The sequence below is a fragment of the Streptomyces sp. CB02400 genome, assembly GCF_001905725.1.
Lineage (GTDB): Bacteria > Actinomycetota > Actinomycetes > Streptomycetales > Streptomycetaceae > Streptomyces > Streptomyces atrovirens.
On the sequence record NZ_LIWB01000001.1, the window covers coordinates 970,444 to 987,148 of the forward strand.

Consider the following 16,705-nt stretch of genomic DNA (forward strand, 5'->3'; position numbering starts at 1 on the left):
GGAACCCGGCCACCGACCCCGACGGAGGATGATGCGTCATGTCCGCGACCCAGCTCGCCGTACTCGCCCGGACCGTGGAGCCGCAGCGGATGCTGCGGCGTTTCCTGGCTCTCGACGCCGTGGTGACCGGTGCCAACGCCGTCGCCTACCTCGCCCTCTCCGGGCCGCTCGGCCGGTTCCTCGGGGCCGGTTCCGGTCTGCTGCTCGGGCTCGGCGCGTTCCTCGCCGGGTACGCGGCCGGCGTGGGCCTGCTGGCCGCCCGGCCGCACCCGCCCGCCCTCGGCGTGCGGATCGTCGTCGAGGCCAACCTCGTCTGGACGGCGGTGAGTCTCGCCGCCCTCGCGCTGTGGCTCACCCCGACCGCGGCGGGCGCGGTGTGGACGGTCCTCCAGGCGCTCACCGTGGCGGGCTTCGCCCTGCTCCAGCACATGGCGCTGAAGGAGCGTCAGCTCAGCCAGGACTGAAGGTACTTGGCCGTCGCCGGGTCCGCCGGGAGCAGGGTCTCCACGGCCAGCTCGGCGACGGTCACGTCCATGGGCGTGTTGAACGTGGAGATCGACGACACGAACGACAGCGTCCGCCCCTCGTGCTCGATCACCATCGGCAGCGCGAAGTACGCCACCGGCTCGGCCGGTTCCTCCGGCAGGCCGACGGAGTCCGGTACGGGGAACGCCGCCACCTCGTCGTACAGCGCCCGCAGCCGTTCCGAGCGGTGCAGGGCGATGTGCCGCCGCATCTGCTCCAGCAGGTGCCCGCGCCACTCCCGCAGATTCCGGATCCGCGGCGCCAGCCCCTGCGGGTGCAGGGTGAGCCGCACCGCGTTCAGCGGCGGCGTCAGCAGCGACTCCGGAACGCCGTCGAACAGCGTCATGACCCCCCGGTTGGCCGCCACGACGTCGTACATCGCGTCCACCACCAGCGCCGGATACGGCTCGAACCCGCTGATCAGCCGCTCGATGCCGTCGCGCACCACCTCCAGCGCGGGATCGTCCAGCGGGGTCTCCGGGTAGTGCGGCGCGTAACCGGCCGCCAGCAGCAGCGCGTTGCGCTCCCGCATCGGCACGTCCAGGTGCTCGGCCAGCCGCAGCACCATCTCCTCGCTGGGCCGGGAGCGGCCGGTCTCGATGAAGCTGATGTGCCGGGCGGAGGAGTCGGCGCGCAGGGCCAGCTCCAGCTGGCTGACCCGACGCTGCTCCCGCCAGGCGCGCAGCAGCGGGCCCACGCCCCCGGTGCGGGAAGCGGTACCGGACGTGACAGTGGTCATGCCAGGACGGTAATCGAGAAACGGCCGTACCGGGGAGCCGCCCGCTTCCGGCCGGGGCCCCGGGGGATCTTCTGTGGCAGCCTGGAAGTCCCGCACGAGATCACGAGATCCGAACCGGCGAAGGAGCGCAGCCCATGCCCGTCGAACCGCTGTCGCAGAAGGAGACCGAGGACCGGCTGGCCGGACTGCCGGGCTGGTCGCTCGACGGTGACCGGCTCACCCGCTCCTACCGGCTCGGCTCGCACTTCGCGGCGACGGCGATGACCGTCCACATCGCCCAGGTGCAGGAGGAGCTCGACCACCACTCCGACCTCACCCTCGGCTACGACACGGTGGCCCTGTCCGTGCACACCCACAGTGCGGGCGGCGCCGTCACCGAGAAGGATTTCGAGCTCGCCCGCAGGGTGGAGGACCTGGCCCCCGGCCACGGTGCACACTGAGGCGCGTGCTGGACTACGACGAGGAAGCGGAACGGTACGACGTCCTGCGCGGCGGGGAACCCCGGGCGGCGGCCGCCGCGGAGGCCGTGCTGAGCCTCGTACCGGCGCCGGCGCGGGAGCTGCTGGACGTGGCGTGCGGCACCGGCATCGTGACCCGGCGGCTGGCCGCCGCCCGCGCCGGTCTGCGGGTGACGGGCGCCGATCTCTCCCCGGCGATGACCCGGATGGCCGTCGCCCGTCTGCCGGGCGCGGTGGTTCGCGCCGACAGCCGCCGGCTGCCCTTCGGGGACGCCCGGTTCGACGCCGTGGCCAGTGTGTGGCTGCTGCACCTGATGCCGGGGCCCGAGGACGTACGGGCGGTCGTCGCCGAGTGCGCCCGCGTGCTGCGGCCCGGCGGGGTGTACGTCACCACCGTCCACAAGGGTGCCTCGCACAACGTCGGCAGCGACATCGACGCGGTCCTCGCGGCCCGCCCGCGCAGCCCGGTCCCCGACGCCCCCGACGCCGTCGACGCCTGCGCGGCGGCCCACGGCCTGCTGCCCGCGGGGCGGGCCCGCTTCCGGGGGCACGGGCAGGGCCGCAGCCCCCGCCGCACCATCGACGACCTGCGACGCGGCTGGTTCGTCACCCTGCCGCCGGGTGAACCGATCGCCGAGGAGTTCGCCGCCCGGCTGGCCGAGCTCCCCGACCAGGACCGGCCCCGCCCCGACCCCGTGTTCAGTCTCCGGGCGTACCGGAAGCGGAAGGACGGCAACCCGGAGGGCCCCGGCGGCGACTGAGGGGCGGAACCCATCCGTCCTCCCAGGAGGTCCGTCCCGTGACCCACCCCCACAGGCACCGCAGACGCCGTGTCGTCCTGCCCGCGGCACTCGCCGTGGCGGCGCTGGCCGGCGCCGGTCTGACCGCGCTGTCGGAGGCGCCCGCAGAGGCCGCCACCGCACGGCAGGTCGAGAAGCTGGACCGCGGCGTCGTCAGCGTCCACACCGGCAGCGGCAACCTGGTCAGCTGGCGCTGGCTCGGCACCGACCCGGACGGCGTCGCCTTCAACGTCTACCGGGCCGGCACCAAGGTCAACTCCAGTCCGATCACCGGCTCCACCACCTACTTCCACTCCGGCGCGCCCTCGCACGCCGACTACACCGTCCGCGCGGTGGTGAACGGCACCGAGCAGGGCGACTCGGTCCACGCGATCCAGTTCCGCGCCGGCTACAAGGACGTACCGATCAGCGCTCCGTCCGGCGGCACCACCCCCGACGGCGTCTCGTACACCTACGAGGCCAACGACGCCTCCGTCGGCGACCTCGACGGTGACGGCGCCCTCGACATCGTGCTCAAGTGGCAGCCCACCAACGCCAAGGACAACTCCCAGTCCGGCTACACCGGCAACACCGTCGTCGACGGCGTCAGGCTGGACGGCACCCGGCTGTGGCGCATCGACCTGGGCCGCAACATCCGTTCCGGCGCCCACTACACGCAGTTCCAGGTGTACGACTACGACGGCGACGGCAAGGCCGAGGTCGCCATGAAGACCGCCGACGGCACGAAGGACGGCACCGGCGCGGTCATCGGCAGCTCCTCGGCCGACCACCGCAACGCCGGCGGGTACGTCCTGTCCGGCCCCGAGTACCTGACGATGTTCGACGGGCAGACCGGCAGGGCGATGGGCACCGTCGACTACGTCCCGGCCCGCGGCACGGTCTCCTCCTGGGGCGACTCCTACGGCAACCGCGTCGACCGCTTCCTCGCCGGCACCGCGTACCTGGACGGCGCCCGCCCCTCCCTGATCATGGCCCGCGGCTACTACACGCGCACGGTCATCGCGGCCTGGGACTGGCGGGGCGGCCAGTTCACCCGCCGCTGGACCTTCGACACCAACTCCTCCACCAACAAGGGCAAGGGCTACGACGGTCAGGGCTCGCACAGCCTGTCCGTCGGGGACGTCGACAACGACGGCCGGGACGAGATCGTCTACGGCTCGATGGCCGTCGACGACAACGGCAACGGCCTGTGGACCACCAAGACCGGCCACGGCGACGCCCAGCACCTCGGCGACCTCGACGCGTCGACGTCCGGCCTGGAGTACTACAAGGTCTCCGAGTCCACGGGCCAGCCCGCCGCGCTGTACATCGACCCCTCGAACGGCGCGGTCCGCTGGAAGCTCTCCGCCTGCTGCGACAACGGCCGCGGGGTCGCGGGGGACATCCATGCGGGCAACTCCGGCCCCGAGATGTGGTCCTCCTCCGACGGCAGCATCCGTGACGAGGGCGGCGGCACCAAGGGCCGCAAGCCGTCCTCCACCAACTTCCTGGCCTGGTGGGACGGCGACCCGGTCCGCGAACTCCTCGACGGCACCCGCATCGACAAGTACGGCACGTCCTCCGACACCCGCCTGCTGACCGGCTCGGGCGTGTCGTCGAACAACGGCACCAAGGCCACCCCGGTCCTGTCCGGTGACATCCTGGGCGACTGGCGCGAGGAGGTCGTCTGGCGCACCAGCGACAACAAGAACCTGCGCATCTACTCCACCCCCCACGACACGGACCGCCGCATCACCACCCTCCTCCACGACACCCTGTACCGCACGGCCCTGGCCTGGCAGAACACCGCCTACAACCAGCCCCCGCACACCGGCTTCCTCATCGGCGCCGACATGCCCACCCCGCCCAGGCCCTCGGTCTTCACCCCCTGAGCGGACCTCCTGAGCACAACCCCGGCCCGTCTGTACCGGTGTACAGGCGGGCCGGGGCTTTTCGCGTGTTCAGCGAACCGCGCAGGTCTGTTCGCCCAGTTCGAAGACGGCCGGTGCCGTGTTCGTCGCGGACCGGGTCGCGGTGAAGCCGAAGGCGACCGACGAGCCCGCCGCCACCGTGCCGTTCCAGTCGGTGTTGCGCACCGTCACCGCCGGACCGGACTGGGTGGGGGACCCGTTCCAGAGCTGGGAGATCTTCTGGCCGTCAGCGAAGGACCAGCTCAGGGACCAGCCGTTCCAGGTGGCCGAGCCCGTGTTGGTGAGCTGGACGTCGGCCTGGAAGCCGTCGGTCCACTGGTTGGTGACCTTGTAGGTCACCGCGCAGGCGCCCGACGGACCGGGCTCCTCGGGCTCCTCGGGCTCTTCCGGTTCCTCCGGATCCGTGCCGCCGCCGGTGTCCGAGGTGTCGCCGTAGACGACACCGCGGCCGTTGGTCGCCACGTAGACCCGGCCGTAGACCCGCGGGTCACCGGTGATGGCCGCGCCCGTCCAGCCCCACTGGTGGGCGTCGTCGTTGACACGGGTCCAGGTCGCGCCCTGGTCCGTGGAGCGGAAGATGCCGCGTACGCCGCCGATCTCCGCGCTGGTGAAGAGGGTCTGGTACGAGGCGCCCGGCGCCGCCTTGCCGAAGCCGACGGTGTCAGCCTCGTCCACGTTCGACAGCTTGGTGAAGGTCGCGCCCGAGTCCGTGGAGTGCCACAGGCCGTACGCCCCGTCGCTCGACCCGCCGGCCAGCCACACGTCGCCCTTCGTACCCGGGAGTGCCTTGAAGCGCACGCTGTCACCGGCCGGGAGCCCCGTCGCCGCCGACGCCGTGAACGTCGCACCACCGTCCGTACTGACGTAGAACTTCCCGGACTTGAAACCGTAGAACGTCTTCGGGTCCACCCGGTCGGACTCGACGATCGCCCCCGCCGGGATGCCGCTCGACGCCGACCAGGACGTGCCGAACCCGGTCGTGTGGTGCACGCCCGCGCCCTGCGGGCTCCACACGAACCGGCTGCCGTCGGCCGCCGCCGCGACCGTCCCGCCGCCGCTCACACCCGAAGGGTCCGTTCCCGCGAACCAGTTGGCGCCGTTGTCGGTCGAGAACGCGATGTGCGGCCCGGAGTCCAGGTTGCCGGCCCGTACCACCGTGTTCGGGTCGGACTCGGCGAAGTCGAGACTGGTCGTCGACGTGAAGTTCGGCTGGGTGAACATCATCGACGGCACCTCGGTCAGGTCCGTGTGCCGGAAGCCGCCGATGTCACCGAGCGCGCTGATCAGCGGGGCGCCCGACGGGGGAGAGACCAGGTCGTTGACGGCCGTCTCCTCCAGGCCGCGCACCATCGGGGTGATGGTGAACGACGTGTCGTCGTCCCAGTTCGTCAGGTTCTCCGTGCCGTAGATCGTCGCGCCCGTCCCGTACATCATCCGGTCGGAGTCGAACGGGTCGATCTCCAGCGCCTCCGTCATCCAGCCCAGCTTCGGCGTCTGTTCCGGCGGCGACGGGTTGGCGCCCCAGGTCAGCCAGGGGGAGGACGAGACGTCCATCGTGTAGCGGTTCTCGCGGTCGGGGTACGACGTGTAGCTCCACGCCTGCGTCCACGTCCCGCCGCTGTCCGTCGAGCGGAAGATCTGAGTGTCCGGCCACCAGGAGCTGTACGCCGTCGCCATCACCGTGCCCGGGTTCTGCCGGTCCACGGTCAGGCCGCTGAAGCCGTAGTAGGTGTCGGCCTCCGCCACCGGGCTGATGTCCGTCCAGGTGCCGGTCGCCGTCGCGTACCGGTACAGCCGGCCCTTGCCGCCGTCGTACGGGCCGCCGGTGTCGCTGTAGGCCAGGTACAGGTAGCCGTTCTCGGCGTCGAGGACGCCCTTGTGGGCCAGGTAGCCCGTCGGCTGCCCGGCGATCCGCTGCCAGGTCGCGCCCGCGTCCGTCGAACGGTAGACGGCGTTCTCCTTGTCGGCGACCCCGACGTAGATCGTCTCCGTCGCCGCCCCGGCGCCGCCCGTCGACTCGTCGAAGGTGACCCAGGTGATGCCCTGGTTGTCGGACGCGTACCCGGAGGTGTCACTCGGATCCTGCGCGTAGTTCCCGGGGTTGGGGAACGCCGTCACCTCGGACCAGGTGGCGCCCGCGTCGGTGGACCGCCAGAGCCCGTGGCCGCTGGGCGCGCCCAGGTACAGCACGTCGTTGTCATGGGGGTCGACCGCCAGCCGTTCCCCCATGCCCCGCCCCGGCATGTTCCCGCCCAGCTTGAACGGCAGCTCGGCCTTCTGCCAGCTCGCGCCCCGGTCGGTGGAGCGCAGTACGGCGCCGTTCGTCGGGTCCCAGTCGTTGGTGTACGTGCCGACCGCCGCGTACACCCGGTCGGGGTCGGCGGAGTCGGAGGCGAGGCTCACCACACCGGTGTGCCCCCAGTCGTCCCAGCCGACCGAGTCGAGCAGCGGGGTCCAGGTCTTCGTGGACTCCTGCCAGCGGTAGGCGCCGCCGATGTCGGTACGGGCGTAGGCCAGGTCCTTCTCACTGCGGTTGAAGACGATGCCGGGCACGAAACCGCCGCCGTCGATGCGCGCGTTCTTCCAGGTGTAGGTGTCGGCGGCGAGCGTGGTGGCCGGCTCCGGGGCGCCGGCGGCCAGGGCGGGCGGGCCGCCCGCGAGCAGACCGGCCGCCAGCGCGAGCACGGTCGTGAGGATACGGGTTCTTCGCACGGAGGTTCCTTCCTCTTGGGGGGAGGTGGAGTGGGGAGAGCGTGCGAGGACCGGGCGGCCCCTGGCGTGGGTGGGGCCGCCCGGTCGGGTGGGCCCGTCGTCCTGTGACGGGCCCAGGGACGCGGAGCCATCAAGCGCCTTTGGGAAAGAAGCGGTACCCCCCGCGCCCCGAAAGGGGCGCGGGGAACTGCGCGACCAGCCACGCACGGCCCGCAGTCAAAGAACCGCCCGACCCGCGGAGCGCTTGGCGGGGGCTATTCGAGAAGCTCCGCGTACGAGCCCATGGCCAGGGCGATGTCGGCCTGGGCCCAGAACCGGTGGTACGTGAAGGTGGGCGCGGCGCCGCCCGCCAGATAGGACTCGATCTTCGACCACGCCGGGTCGTCCTGGTAGAAGGAGCGGATCGACTCGAACGTCGACGACGAGTTGATGGTGTCGCCGTTGGGCATGGTGCCGGTCCAGCCGTTCGGGACGTGGATCGGGTCGTCGAAGCGGTTGTAGTCGGCGCGGGTCTCCGGGACGGCGATGCCGAGCGCGTCCTGGTTGTTCTCCCACATGCCGTCCAGCAGCGCCTTGGCGGTCGAGGCCGCCTCCGTGTCGCCCGAGCGGTCGGCGTAGTACGTCAGGGTCTTGGCGTACGCCGCGGCCACACCGACGTCGTTGGTGTAGTCGGCGACCGTGACATGCAGCCCGCTGTTGGCGCCGGGCGACGACGCGTTCCAGGTGTCGGGCTTGCCCGACCACTGCAGCGTCGACGGGATCCGGAAGGAGCCGTCCGGGTTGACCGTGGTCTCCGACAGCGCCCAGTCGACCCACTTGTCGAGGACGACCTTGGCGTCGGCGTCACCGGTCTGCTGGTAGTACTCGGCGACCCGCTCCATGGACCACGCCTGGAAGCCGAACCACTGGTTGGACGGCGGGTCGTGGTACACCGGCTTCTCGTCGTAGTACATGCCGTAGAAGGTCGGCGTCCCGGACGGCGGCGATGTGTACCGGCCCGCCCAGCTGTTGGTCGCGCCGCCCGCGATGGCACCCTCGTCGGACTGCAGCCAGCGGTAGAACTCCAGCTGCCGGTCGAGGGACTTGGCCCAGTCCGCCGCGCCCGTCGCCGACTTCGGCTTCAGGTCGTCGTAGGAGCTGAGCGCGTACGCGGCCAGCGGGTTCTGGTAGCCGCCGTGCGCGTGGCTGGAGCCGATGCGCCAGGCCCAGCCCGCCGAGGAGTCGGTGGCACCGCCCCAGGCGTAGTACCAGGAGAGCAGGTAGTGCGAGGCGTCCTTGCCGGTGCCGGCCGGGCAGGACGGGCTGGTGCAGTTGCCGATCTTCTTGAAGTACTTGTCGAACATGGCGTAGCGCAGGTAGTCGCCCATCTTGGCGGCCTTGGCGACGGTCTCGGCGATCTCACCGTCCTTGCCCTGCTCCTCGGCCCACAGGTCCGCCCAGTACGCGGCCTGCACGGCACGCGCGTCGGCGTCCGGGGCGTTGGTGAACTTCCACTGCTTGGCGTACGAGGCGTCCTTGGTGAACAGGTCCAGGTAGCCGTTGGTGCCGCCGTACTTGAAGGCGTCGCAGGTGGGCTGCGGGACGGTCTCCCACACCGACTCCTGCGGGCCGCGCTGGAAGGTGTTGATGTACGACGGTCCGGTGTCCGACGGACCCGCCTCGCACTTGCCGGGCGAGTTGCCGTAGCCGTACACGTTGTCGACGTCCTGGATCCAGTGCATGCCGTAGACGTCGTCGGTGCCGTAGGCGGACTTCAGCTCGGCCGCGATCGGGTCGGGGCCGACCGGGACATTGGAGTCGAGCTGCGACGGGTACTCGTTCGGAGTGTCGTACTCGGGCGCGTACGTCGCCGGCTTCGAGGCGTTGTAGAAGGAGTTGGTCGGCTGGTCGGCGTGGGTCGGGATCATGTAGTTCTCCATGATTTCCCAGGCCTCGTTGAACCTCGACCAGTCACCGGTCACCTTGCCGTACATCGCCTGCAGCCACAGCAGGTAGCTGTACGCCTCCGAGGTGGTCTCGTGGCCGTGGTCCGGCGCCTCGACGATCAGCGTCTCGACCGAGTGGTACGGGATGCCCTCCGGCGAGAAGTAGCCGTTCGCCGGGTCGGTGATCTTCCCGTACAGCTCCAGGAAGCGCGCGTCGTACGTCTTCTCCGCGCCGAGCTGCGTCACCGTGACCGCCGCCTTGGCGTGGCCGGGTGCCGAGGACTCGAAGACCGCCGAGCCACTGCCCGAGGAGTCGGCGGCGATCGTCACCTCCTGCGCGGTGTTCCAGTTCGACGGCGTGAAGGTGAGCGAGCCGCCGGCGGAGACCGACAGTCCCGAGTTGCCGCTCGCCCGGCTCGTGGTGACGGTCACGTTCGAGGTCGGCTGCTTGGACAGCTTCACCTCGTACGAGCCCGACTCACCCTGCTGGACGCCGAGTTGGGACGGCGTGGCCACCACGGCGGGACCCGAGGCGACCGTGATGCCGACCGGGGTCGAGTCGGCGGAGGCGCCCATGCTGTCGTACGCCTTCGCCACCAGTGAATGACTGCCCACGGTCAAACCGGCGACGGAGAGCGCGAAGGGCGAGCTGGTGTCGGAGCCCAGCAGCTCGGTGTCGTCGTAGAACTCCACCTTGGTGATGGTGGCCTGGTCGGCCGCAGCCGCGGTGGCGGCGAGCGGGATCGTCTCGCCCTGCGTGTAGACGGCGCCGGCCTCCGGGCTGGTCAGCACGGTGATCGGCGGCTGGTGGGCCCCGACGCAGGTGGTGCCGTTGATGGCGAACGACGTGGGAGCGGCGTTGCTGCCGCTGTAGGTGAACTGGCCGCCGGTCGTGACGGCGGCGCCGGCGGCGATCCGGGCGTTGTACCCGGCGTCCTCCACGGTGATGGTCTTGCCGGACTGCGACCAGCTGCCGTTCCAGCCGTTCGAGAGCTTCTGGTTGCCCGTGTAGTCGTACGTCAGGGTCCAGCCGTCGATGGCGTCCGAACCGCGGTTGGTGAGGGTCAGATCCACGGTGAATCCGGAACCCCAGTCGTTCGTCTTGTAGTCGACGCTGCACTGAACGGCCGCTGCCTGAGCGGGAGTCGAGCCGGTCGAGAGCATCGTCAGCGGAAGCGCGAGAGCAGCGGCGACGGCCGTCAGCAACCGCCGTAAGCCTCTGCGTCTCCTGGGTGGGGGATGCATGGTGCTGGTTCCTCCTGCGACTCGGACATGACAAGCCTTGAACCAGTGGGAGCGCTCCCATAGTGAGGACGGGGTGAGGGGCGGTCAAGCCTTGTGGCGAATCGAAAACATTCGACGGTTCAACTTGTGTGAAAGTCAGCGGCCCCTCTGTTCTTCACCGTGACTTGGCGCTAACTTCATGTACACCAGTGGGAGCGGTTCCATCAGTCGACGCGTCCGTCACGACGCGTCCGAGCTGCAAGGAGTCGCTCAATGCGCCACCCCCCGCGTTCAGTACTTTTAGCCACCCCCGTGCACGTGTGGAGCACCTGACGCGGGGTCGCTCGTTCCCGTGGGATCCATGTGTCGTCCGTGCTGCCCGGAAACTCCCGGCCGGCACCGCAGGCCTGCCCCCATCAGGTCTGAACGGCATCCCCACCCGTGAGGCACCAGGCCGCGCGATCGTCTGCGCGCGCCCAAGAAGGACAGCCCCCTACGGATAGGAAACCCGCACGATGAGTCGCACCAGAACCGCGCTTCTCGCCGCCATGGCGCTGGTCGCCGGCGCCACCGGGACGGCGATCGCCGCCGTCCCCGGCGCCGCCGGCGCGGCTGCCGCCGTCCCCTGCACCGTGGACTACAAGGTGCAGAACGACTGGGGCTCCGGCTTCACCGCGTCCGTGACGATCACCAACAACAGCGCCGCCAAGTCGTCGTGGTCGCTGCAGTGGTCCTACGCCGGCAACCAGAGGATCACCAGCGGCTGGAACGCCAAGGTGAGCCAGTCCGGCGCGAACGTCACCGCCGCCAACGAGTCCTACAACGGCACTCTCGCCACCGGGGGTTCGACCTCCTTCGGCTTCCAGGGCACCTACAGCGGCAGCAACGCCGTCCCCGCCACCTTCACCCTCGACGGCGTGACCTGCAACGTCGACTCCGGCGGACCCACCGACCCGCCGGACCCGACCGACCCGCCAGAGCCGGGCGACCGGGTGAACAACCCCTATGACGGCGCCAAGGTGTACGTGAACCCCGAGTGGTCCGCGAAGGCCGCCGCCGAGCCGGGCGGCAGCCGCATCGCGAACCAGCCGACCGGTGTCTGGCTGGACCGCACCGCCGCCATCAACGGCGTCAACGGCGGCATGGGCCTGCGCGACCACCTCGACGAGGCCCTCACCCAGAAGGGCTCCGGCGAGCTCGTCATCCAGCTCGTCATATACAACCTGCCCGGCCGTGACTGCGCCGCCCTCGCCTCCAACGGCGAGCTGGGCCCGACGGAGATCGACCGCTACAAGACGGAGTACATCGACCCGATCGCGGAGATCCTCTCCGACCCGAAGTACGCCTCGCTGCGGATCGTCACCACGGTCGAGATCGACTCCCTGCCCAACCTGGTCACCAACGTGTCGCCGCGGCCCACCGCCACGGAGAACTGCGACGTCATGAAGGCCAACGGCAACTACGTGAAGGGCGTCGGCTACGCCCTGAACAAGCTGGGCGACGTGTCCAACGTCTACAACTACGTGGACGCCGGCCACCACGGCTGGCTGGGCTGGGACGACAACTTCGGCGCCTCCGCGCAGATGTTCAAGCAGGCGGCGACCGCCGAGGGTGCGACCGTCGCCGACGTGCACGGCTTCATCGCCAACACGGCCAACTACAGCGCGCTGAAGGAGGACCACTTCTCCGTCAACGACAACGTGGCCGGCAAGTCGGTGCGCGAGTCCAAGTGGGTCAGCTGGAACCGTTACGTCGACGAGCTGTCGTACGCCCAGGCGCTGCGCAACCAGTTGGTATCGATCGGCTTCGACTCGAACATCGGCATGCTGATCGACACCTCCCGCAACGGCTGGGGCGGCGCGAACCGGCCCACCGGTCCCGGCGCCACGACCAGCGTGGACACCTACGTCGACGGCGGCCGCTACGACCGCCGCTTCAACACCGGCAACTGGTGCAACCAGGCGGGAGCCGGCCTCGGTGAGCGGCCCAAGGCCTCCCCGGAGCCCGGGATCGACGCCTACGTCTGGATGAAGCCCCCGGGCGAGTCCGACGGTGCGAGCGAGCCCATCGACAACGACGAGGGCAAGGGCTTCGACCGGATGTGCGACCCGACGTACACCGGCAACCCGCGGAACGACAACAACATGTCGGGTGCGCTGGACAACGCCCCCATCTCCGGGCACTGGTTCTCCGCCCAGTTCCAGGAGCTGATGAAGAACGCGTACCCGCCGCTGTCGTGACGGGCTGAACCACCGGTCCGCCGGGGCCCTGCCCCGGCGGACCGCCGCACGTCTCTCCGCACGGCACCCTTTTGCGGGAACGGCAATGTCGTTTGCCCGCTTCCGGTGCGTCGTCGCACCCTGGCGGCATCCGAGCGGAGAGGCTGAGCACCATGGCGCACGACCACGACCACAAGCACGACCACACGCACAAGCACGGTCACGGGCACGACCACGGCGACATCGACTGGGCCGAGATGGCCCCCCTGCTCGAATCGCAGGCGGAGTTGCTCACACCGCTCTACGAGCGGGCCCTGAACTGGCTGGCGAAGGAGGTGACGGAACCGGGACTGATCGTGGACGCGGGCAGCGGACCCGGCGTCATCTCGTGTCTGTTCGCCGAGACCTTCCCGGGCGCGCGGGTCGTGGCCGTCGACGGTTCCGAACCGCTGCTGGAGCGGGCCAGGGACCGGGCCGGACGCCAGGGCGCCGGTGACCGTTTCGGCACCCTCGCCGGTGAACTCCCCGATGTGCTCGGCGAGCTGGACTACCCGGCCGACCTGCTGTGGGCCAGCCGCAGCGTGCACCACCTCGGGGACCAGGGCGCGGCGCTGGCCGCCTGCGCGGAGCGGCTGGCGCCCGGCGGCACGCTGGCCGTGATGGAGGGCGGTCTGCCTCCCCGGTTCCTGCCCCGCGACATCGGGTTCGGCCGGCCCGGTCTCCAGGCGCGCATCGACGCGGTGGAGGAGGAGCGGTTCGACCGGATGCGGGCCGAACTGCCGGGCTCGGTGGCCGTCGTCGAGGACTGGCCGGCCCTGCTGACCTCGGCCGGCCTGCGCCACACCCGCTCGCGCACCTTCCTCCTCGACCTCCCCGCCCCGGTCACGGACCGCGCCCGCGCCTACGTGGTCGACGCCCTCACCCGCACCCGCGAGGTCATCGGCGAGGACCTGGAGACCGACGACCGCACCACCCTCGACCGCCTCCTGGACCCCGCCGACAAGGCAAGCGTCCACCACCGCCCGGACGTATTCCTCCTGACAGCCCACACGGTCCACACGGCGGTGCGGCCCGTATGACGACTTGACTCAAGCTGCCGCCGCCCCCGCGGCAGCGGGCAGTCGTGCCGCTGGGGCGGCACGGGTGGGCGCGACGGCACCCCGCAAACGCCGGGCCGCGCAACCACCCCCCGCTCCACCCCAAAGACGTCAGCCCCCGTTGAACTCCGCCGGATGCGACCCGATCCGCCGGTCCTCGTTCAGCGCACTGATCGCAGCGAGATCCTCCGCATCCAGACTGAACCCGAACACATCGATGTTCTCCGCGATCCGGGACGGCGTCACCGACTTCGGAATGACGACGTTCCCCAGCTGAAGATGCCAGCGCAGCACCACCTGCGCCGCCGTACGCCCGTGCTTCTGCGCGATCGCCACGATCGCCGGAATCTCCAGGATCCCCTTGCCGGAACCGAGCGGCGACCACGCCTCGGTCGCGATGCCCTGCTCCGCGTGGTACTCACGCGCGGCGTGCTGCTGCAGATGCGGATGCAGCTCGATCTGGTTGACCGCCGGGACCACCGACGTCTCGGCGATCAGCCGCTCCAGGTACTCCGGCAGGAAGTTGGACACGCCGATGGCACGGACCCGGCCGTCGTCGAGCAGCTTCTCGAACGCCTTGTACGTGTCGACGTACCGGTCCCGGGCGGGCGTCGGCCAGTGGATCAGGTACAGGTCCACGTACTCGAGACCGAGCTTCGACAGGGACGTGTCGAAGGCCCGCAGGGTGGAGTCGTACCCCTGGTCGCTGTTCCAGAGCTTGGTGGTGACGAAGAGGTCCTCGCGCGGGACGTCCGACTTCGCGAGGGCCCGTCCGGTGCCCTCCTCGTTGCCGTAGATCGCGGCGGTGTCGATGCTGCGGTAGCCGGCCTCCAGCGCCGTCGCCACGGCCGTCTCGGCCTCCGCGTCCGGCACCTGCCAGACGCCGAAGCCCAGCTGGGGCATCTCGACGCCGTTGTTCAGGGTGATCGGGGGGACCTTGCTCACGAGCTCTCGATCCTTCGGTTGTGGTCAGGTACTACAGGTGTTACCCCCATCGTCAACGATCACGGCCCGTGGCGCATTCCTGACCGGGAAATTCATGCCTGGTAGAGCGCCTCGACCTCGGCCCCGTACGCCTTCTCGATCGCCCTCCGCTTCAGTTTCAGCGACGGCGTGAGCAGCCCGTGCTCCTCGGTGAACGGCTGCGCCAGGATCCGGAACGTACGGATCGACTCGGCCTGCGAGACCAGGGTGTTCGCCGCGACCACGGCCCGCCGCACCTCCGTCTCCAGATCGGCGTCGCGCACCAGCTCGGCCGGTGACATCCGCGGCTTGCCGCGCATCGCCAGCCAGTGCTCCACGGCCTCCTGGTCCAGGGTGACCAGCGCGGCGACGTACGGGCGGTCGTTGCCGACGACGACGCACTGGTTGACCAGCGGATGGTCCCGCACCCGCTCCTCCAGCACCCCCGGTGAGACGCTCTTGCCGCCGGAGGTCACCAGGATCTCCTTCTTGCGGCCGGTGATGGTGAGATAGCCGTCCTCGTCGAGGGAGCCGAGGTCGCCGGTGGCGAGCCAGCCGTCGTGCAGGGCCTCGTCGGTGGCCTCGGGGTTGTTGAGGTAGCCGTCGAAGACGTTGTCGCCGTGCAGCCAGATCTCGCCGTCGTCCGCGATGTGCACGGTGACCCCGGGGATGGGCTGCCCGACCGTGCCGTAACGAGTGCGCTCGGGCGGGTTGGCGGTGGCCGCCGCCGTCGACTCCGTGAGGCCGTACCCCTCGTAGACGTGCACGCCCGCGCCCGCGAAGAACAGCCCGAGCCGGCGGTCCATCGCCGAACCGCCCGACATGGCGTGCCGGATCCTGCCGCCCATCGCCGCCCGGATCTTGGCGTAGACGAGCTTGTCGAAGAGCTGGTGCTGCATCCGCAGCGCCGCGGACGGGCCGGGCCCGGTGCCCCAGGCCCTCGCCTCCACCGCGTCCGCGTACTTGACGGCCACCTCGACGGCCTTCTCGAACGGCCCCGCACGGCCCTCCCGCTCCGCCTTGCGCCGCGCCGCGTTGAACACCTTCTCGAAGATGTACGGCACGGCCAGGAAGAACGTCGGCCGGAACGCGGCCAGATCGGGCATCAGCGCCGCCGCGTTCAGCTGCGGCTGATGGCCGAACTTCACCTTCCCGCGGATCGCCGCGACCTCCACCATCCGCCCGAAGACGTGCGCGAGCGGCAGGAACAGCAGCGTCGCCGCCTCGTCGCCCCGGCGGGAGTGGAACACCGGCTCCCAGCGCTCGATGACGGTGTCCGCCTCGTACATGAAGCTGCCGTGCGAGAGCACACAGCCCTTGGGGCGGCCGGTGGTGCCCGAGGTGTAGATGATCGTCGCGACGGAGTCGGGGGTGACCGCCTGCCGGTGCCGGTGCACCACCTCGTCGTCGAGGTGCGCGCCCGCGTCGTACAGCTCCTGCACCGCGCCCGCGTCGAGCTGCCACAGCCGGCGCATCCGCGGCAGCCGGTCGATGACGGTGGCGATCGTCATCGCGTGGTCCTCGTGCTCCACGATCGCGGCCGTCACCTCCGCGTCGTACAGCATCCACAGGCACTGCTCGGCGGAGGACGTGGGGTAGACGGGCACGACCTGCGCGCCGATCGTCCACAGCGCGAAGTCGAAGAGCGTCCACTCGTACCGGGTACGGGACATGATCGCGACCCGGTCGCCGAACCGGACGCCACCCGCGAGGAGGCCCTTCGCGAGGGCGAGCACCTCGTCGCGGAACTCCGCGCCGGTCACGTCCCGCCACCGGCCGGTGTCGTCCTTGCGGCCGAGCGCGACGCGCGACGGGTCCTCCTCGGCATACCGGAAGACCACGTCGGCCAGACCGCCCACCGGAGGCTCCAGGGCCGACGGAGGGTTGGTGAACTCGCGCAATCCCGCCCTCCGCTTCTCAACGCCCGGAATGGTGCGGCGACGCCCTCGTCCCGCACGGCGCCGTGAAAGCTACCCCACGCGGACGGAGGGCGGGAGGGGACCGAAGACCGGGCGGAGCTCTCGTCCGCGCTGGTCAGGGGAGGAAAATGCGCTCACATGGGGAAGGGTCGGACAGAAACCTGACCGAGGAGTAAGTTTCGGTGGAGCAATCTCCACCGAATCTGTACGACCC

The 16,705-nt window shown here is 70.4% G+C and carries 11 protein-coding genes; 6 read left to right on the forward strand and 5 right to left on the reverse strand.

Annotated elements, in window-relative coordinates:
* Positions 1-38: 38 nt before the first annotated feature.
* Positions 39-464: a hypothetical protein gene (locus AMK33_RS04210; RefSeq protein ID WP_073931286.1), complete on the forward strand. Its 426-nt coding sequence runs from the start codon at positions 39-41 to the stop codon at positions 462-464.
* Here AMK33_RS04210 and AMK33_RS04215 read toward each other — a convergent pair.
* The gene (locus AMK33_RS04215) at positions 446-1,264 is read right to left on the reverse strand and encodes a helix-turn-helix domain-containing protein (RefSeq protein WP_073931287.1); all 819 of its coding nucleotides are present in this window, start codon (positions 1,262-1,264) and stop codon (positions 446-448) included. The two genes, AMK33_RS04210 and AMK33_RS04215, sit on opposite strands and share 19 nt — an antisense overlap.
* Positions 1,265-1,398: 134 nt before the next feature.
* Here AMK33_RS04215 and AMK33_RS04220 point away from each other — a divergent pair, with 134 nt between their 5' ends.
* The 3 genes from AMK33_RS04220 to AMK33_RS04230 are packed head-to-tail and all read left to right on the forward strand — an operon-like array spanning position 1,399 to position 4,393.
* On the forward strand, positions 1,399-1,704 hold the full coding sequence (locus tag AMK33_RS04220) for a 4a-hydroxytetrahydrobiopterin dehydratase (RefSeq protein WP_073931288.1): 306 nt from the start codon (positions 1,399-1,401) through the stop codon (positions 1,702-1,704).
* 5 nt (positions 1,705-1,709) lie between these two features.
* Positions 1,710-2,483, forward strand: a complete 774-nt coding sequence (locus tag AMK33_RS04225) for a class I SAM-dependent methyltransferase (protein ID WP_073931289.1) — start codon at positions 1,710-1,712, stop codon at positions 2,481-2,483.
* Between the two features lie 38 nt (positions 2,484-2,521).
* Positions 2,522-4,393, forward strand: coding sequence for a rhamnogalacturonan lyase (locus AMK33_RS04230; RefSeq protein WP_073931290.1), 1,872 nt, complete (start codon positions 2,522-2,524; stop codon positions 4,391-4,393).
* A gap of 69 nt (positions 4,394-4,462) precedes the next feature.
* Here AMK33_RS04230 and AMK33_RS04235 read toward each other — a convergent pair whose 3' ends face one another.
* Positions 4,463-7,144, reverse strand: coding sequence for a cellulose binding domain-containing protein (locus AMK33_RS04235; protein ID WP_073931291.1), 2,682 nt, complete (start codon positions 7,142-7,144; stop codon positions 4,463-4,465).
* 254 nt (positions 7,145-7,398) lie between these two features.
* Positions 7,399-10,314, reverse strand: a complete 2,916-nt coding sequence (locus tag AMK33_RS04240) for a glycoside hydrolase family 48 protein (RefSeq protein WP_073931292.1) — start codon at positions 10,312-10,314, stop codon at positions 7,399-7,401.
* Positions 10,315-10,808: 494 nt separating this feature from the next.
* Here AMK33_RS04240 and AMK33_RS04245 point away from each other — a divergent pair, with 494 nt between their 5' ends.
* Complete coding sequence (locus tag AMK33_RS04245; RefSeq protein WP_073931293.1) at positions 10,809-12,533, forward strand: glycoside hydrolase family 6 protein; 1,725 nt, start codon at positions 10,809-10,811, stop codon at positions 12,531-12,533.
* A 152-nt stretch (positions 12,534-12,685) separates the two neighbouring features.
* Positions 12,686-13,591 (forward strand): class I SAM-dependent methyltransferase, encoded by a 906-nt coding sequence (locus AMK33_RS04250; protein WP_073931294.1) that lies wholly within the window; start codon positions 12,686-12,688, stop codon positions 13,589-13,591.
* A gap of 129 nt (positions 13,592-13,720) precedes the next feature.
* On the opposite strand, the gene AMK33_RS04255 is transcribed toward AMK33_RS04250, so the two are convergent.
* Complete coding sequence (locus AMK33_RS04255; protein ID WP_073931525.1) at positions 13,721-14,512, reverse strand: aldo/keto reductase; 792 nt, start codon at positions 14,510-14,512, stop codon at positions 13,721-13,723.
* A gap of 134 nt (positions 14,513-14,646) precedes the next feature.
* Positions 14,647-16,473, reverse strand: a complete 1,827-nt coding sequence (locus tag AMK33_RS04260) for an AMP-dependent synthetase/ligase (RefSeq protein ID WP_073931295.1) — start codon at positions 16,471-16,473, stop codon at positions 14,647-14,649.
* Positions 16,474-16,705 lie beyond the last annotated feature (232 nt).

Excerpts from the sequence above, each read along its gene's own strand:
- AMK33_RS04210 (WP_073931286.1), top strand. The coding sequence starts at position 39 with ATGTCCGCGACCCAGCTCGCCGTACTCGCCCGGACCGTGGAGCCGCAG.
- AMK33_RS04215 (WP_073931287.1), bottom strand. The coding sequence starts at position 1,264 with ATGACCACTGTCACGTCCGGTACCGCTTCCCGCACCGGGGGCGTGGGC.
- AMK33_RS04220 (WP_073931288.1), top strand. The coding sequence starts at position 1,399 with ATGCCCGTCGAACCGCTGTCGCAGAAGGAGACCGAGGACCGGCTGGCC.
- AMK33_RS04240 (WP_073931292.1), bottom strand. The coding sequence starts at position 10,314 with ATGCATCCCCCACCCAGGAGACGCAGAGGCTTACGGCGGTTGCTGACG.
- AMK33_RS04245 (WP_073931293.1), top strand. The coding sequence starts at position 10,809 with ATGAGTCGCACCAGAACCGCGCTTCTCGCCGCCATGGCGCTGGTCGCC.
- AMK33_RS04250 (WP_073931294.1), top strand. The coding sequence starts at position 12,686 with ATGGCGCACGACCACGACCACAAGCACGACCACACGCACAAGCACGGT.
- AMK33_RS04255 (WP_073931525.1), bottom strand. The coding sequence starts at position 14,512 with ATGCCCCAGCTGGGCTTCGGCGTCTGGCAGGTGCCGGACGCGGAGGCC.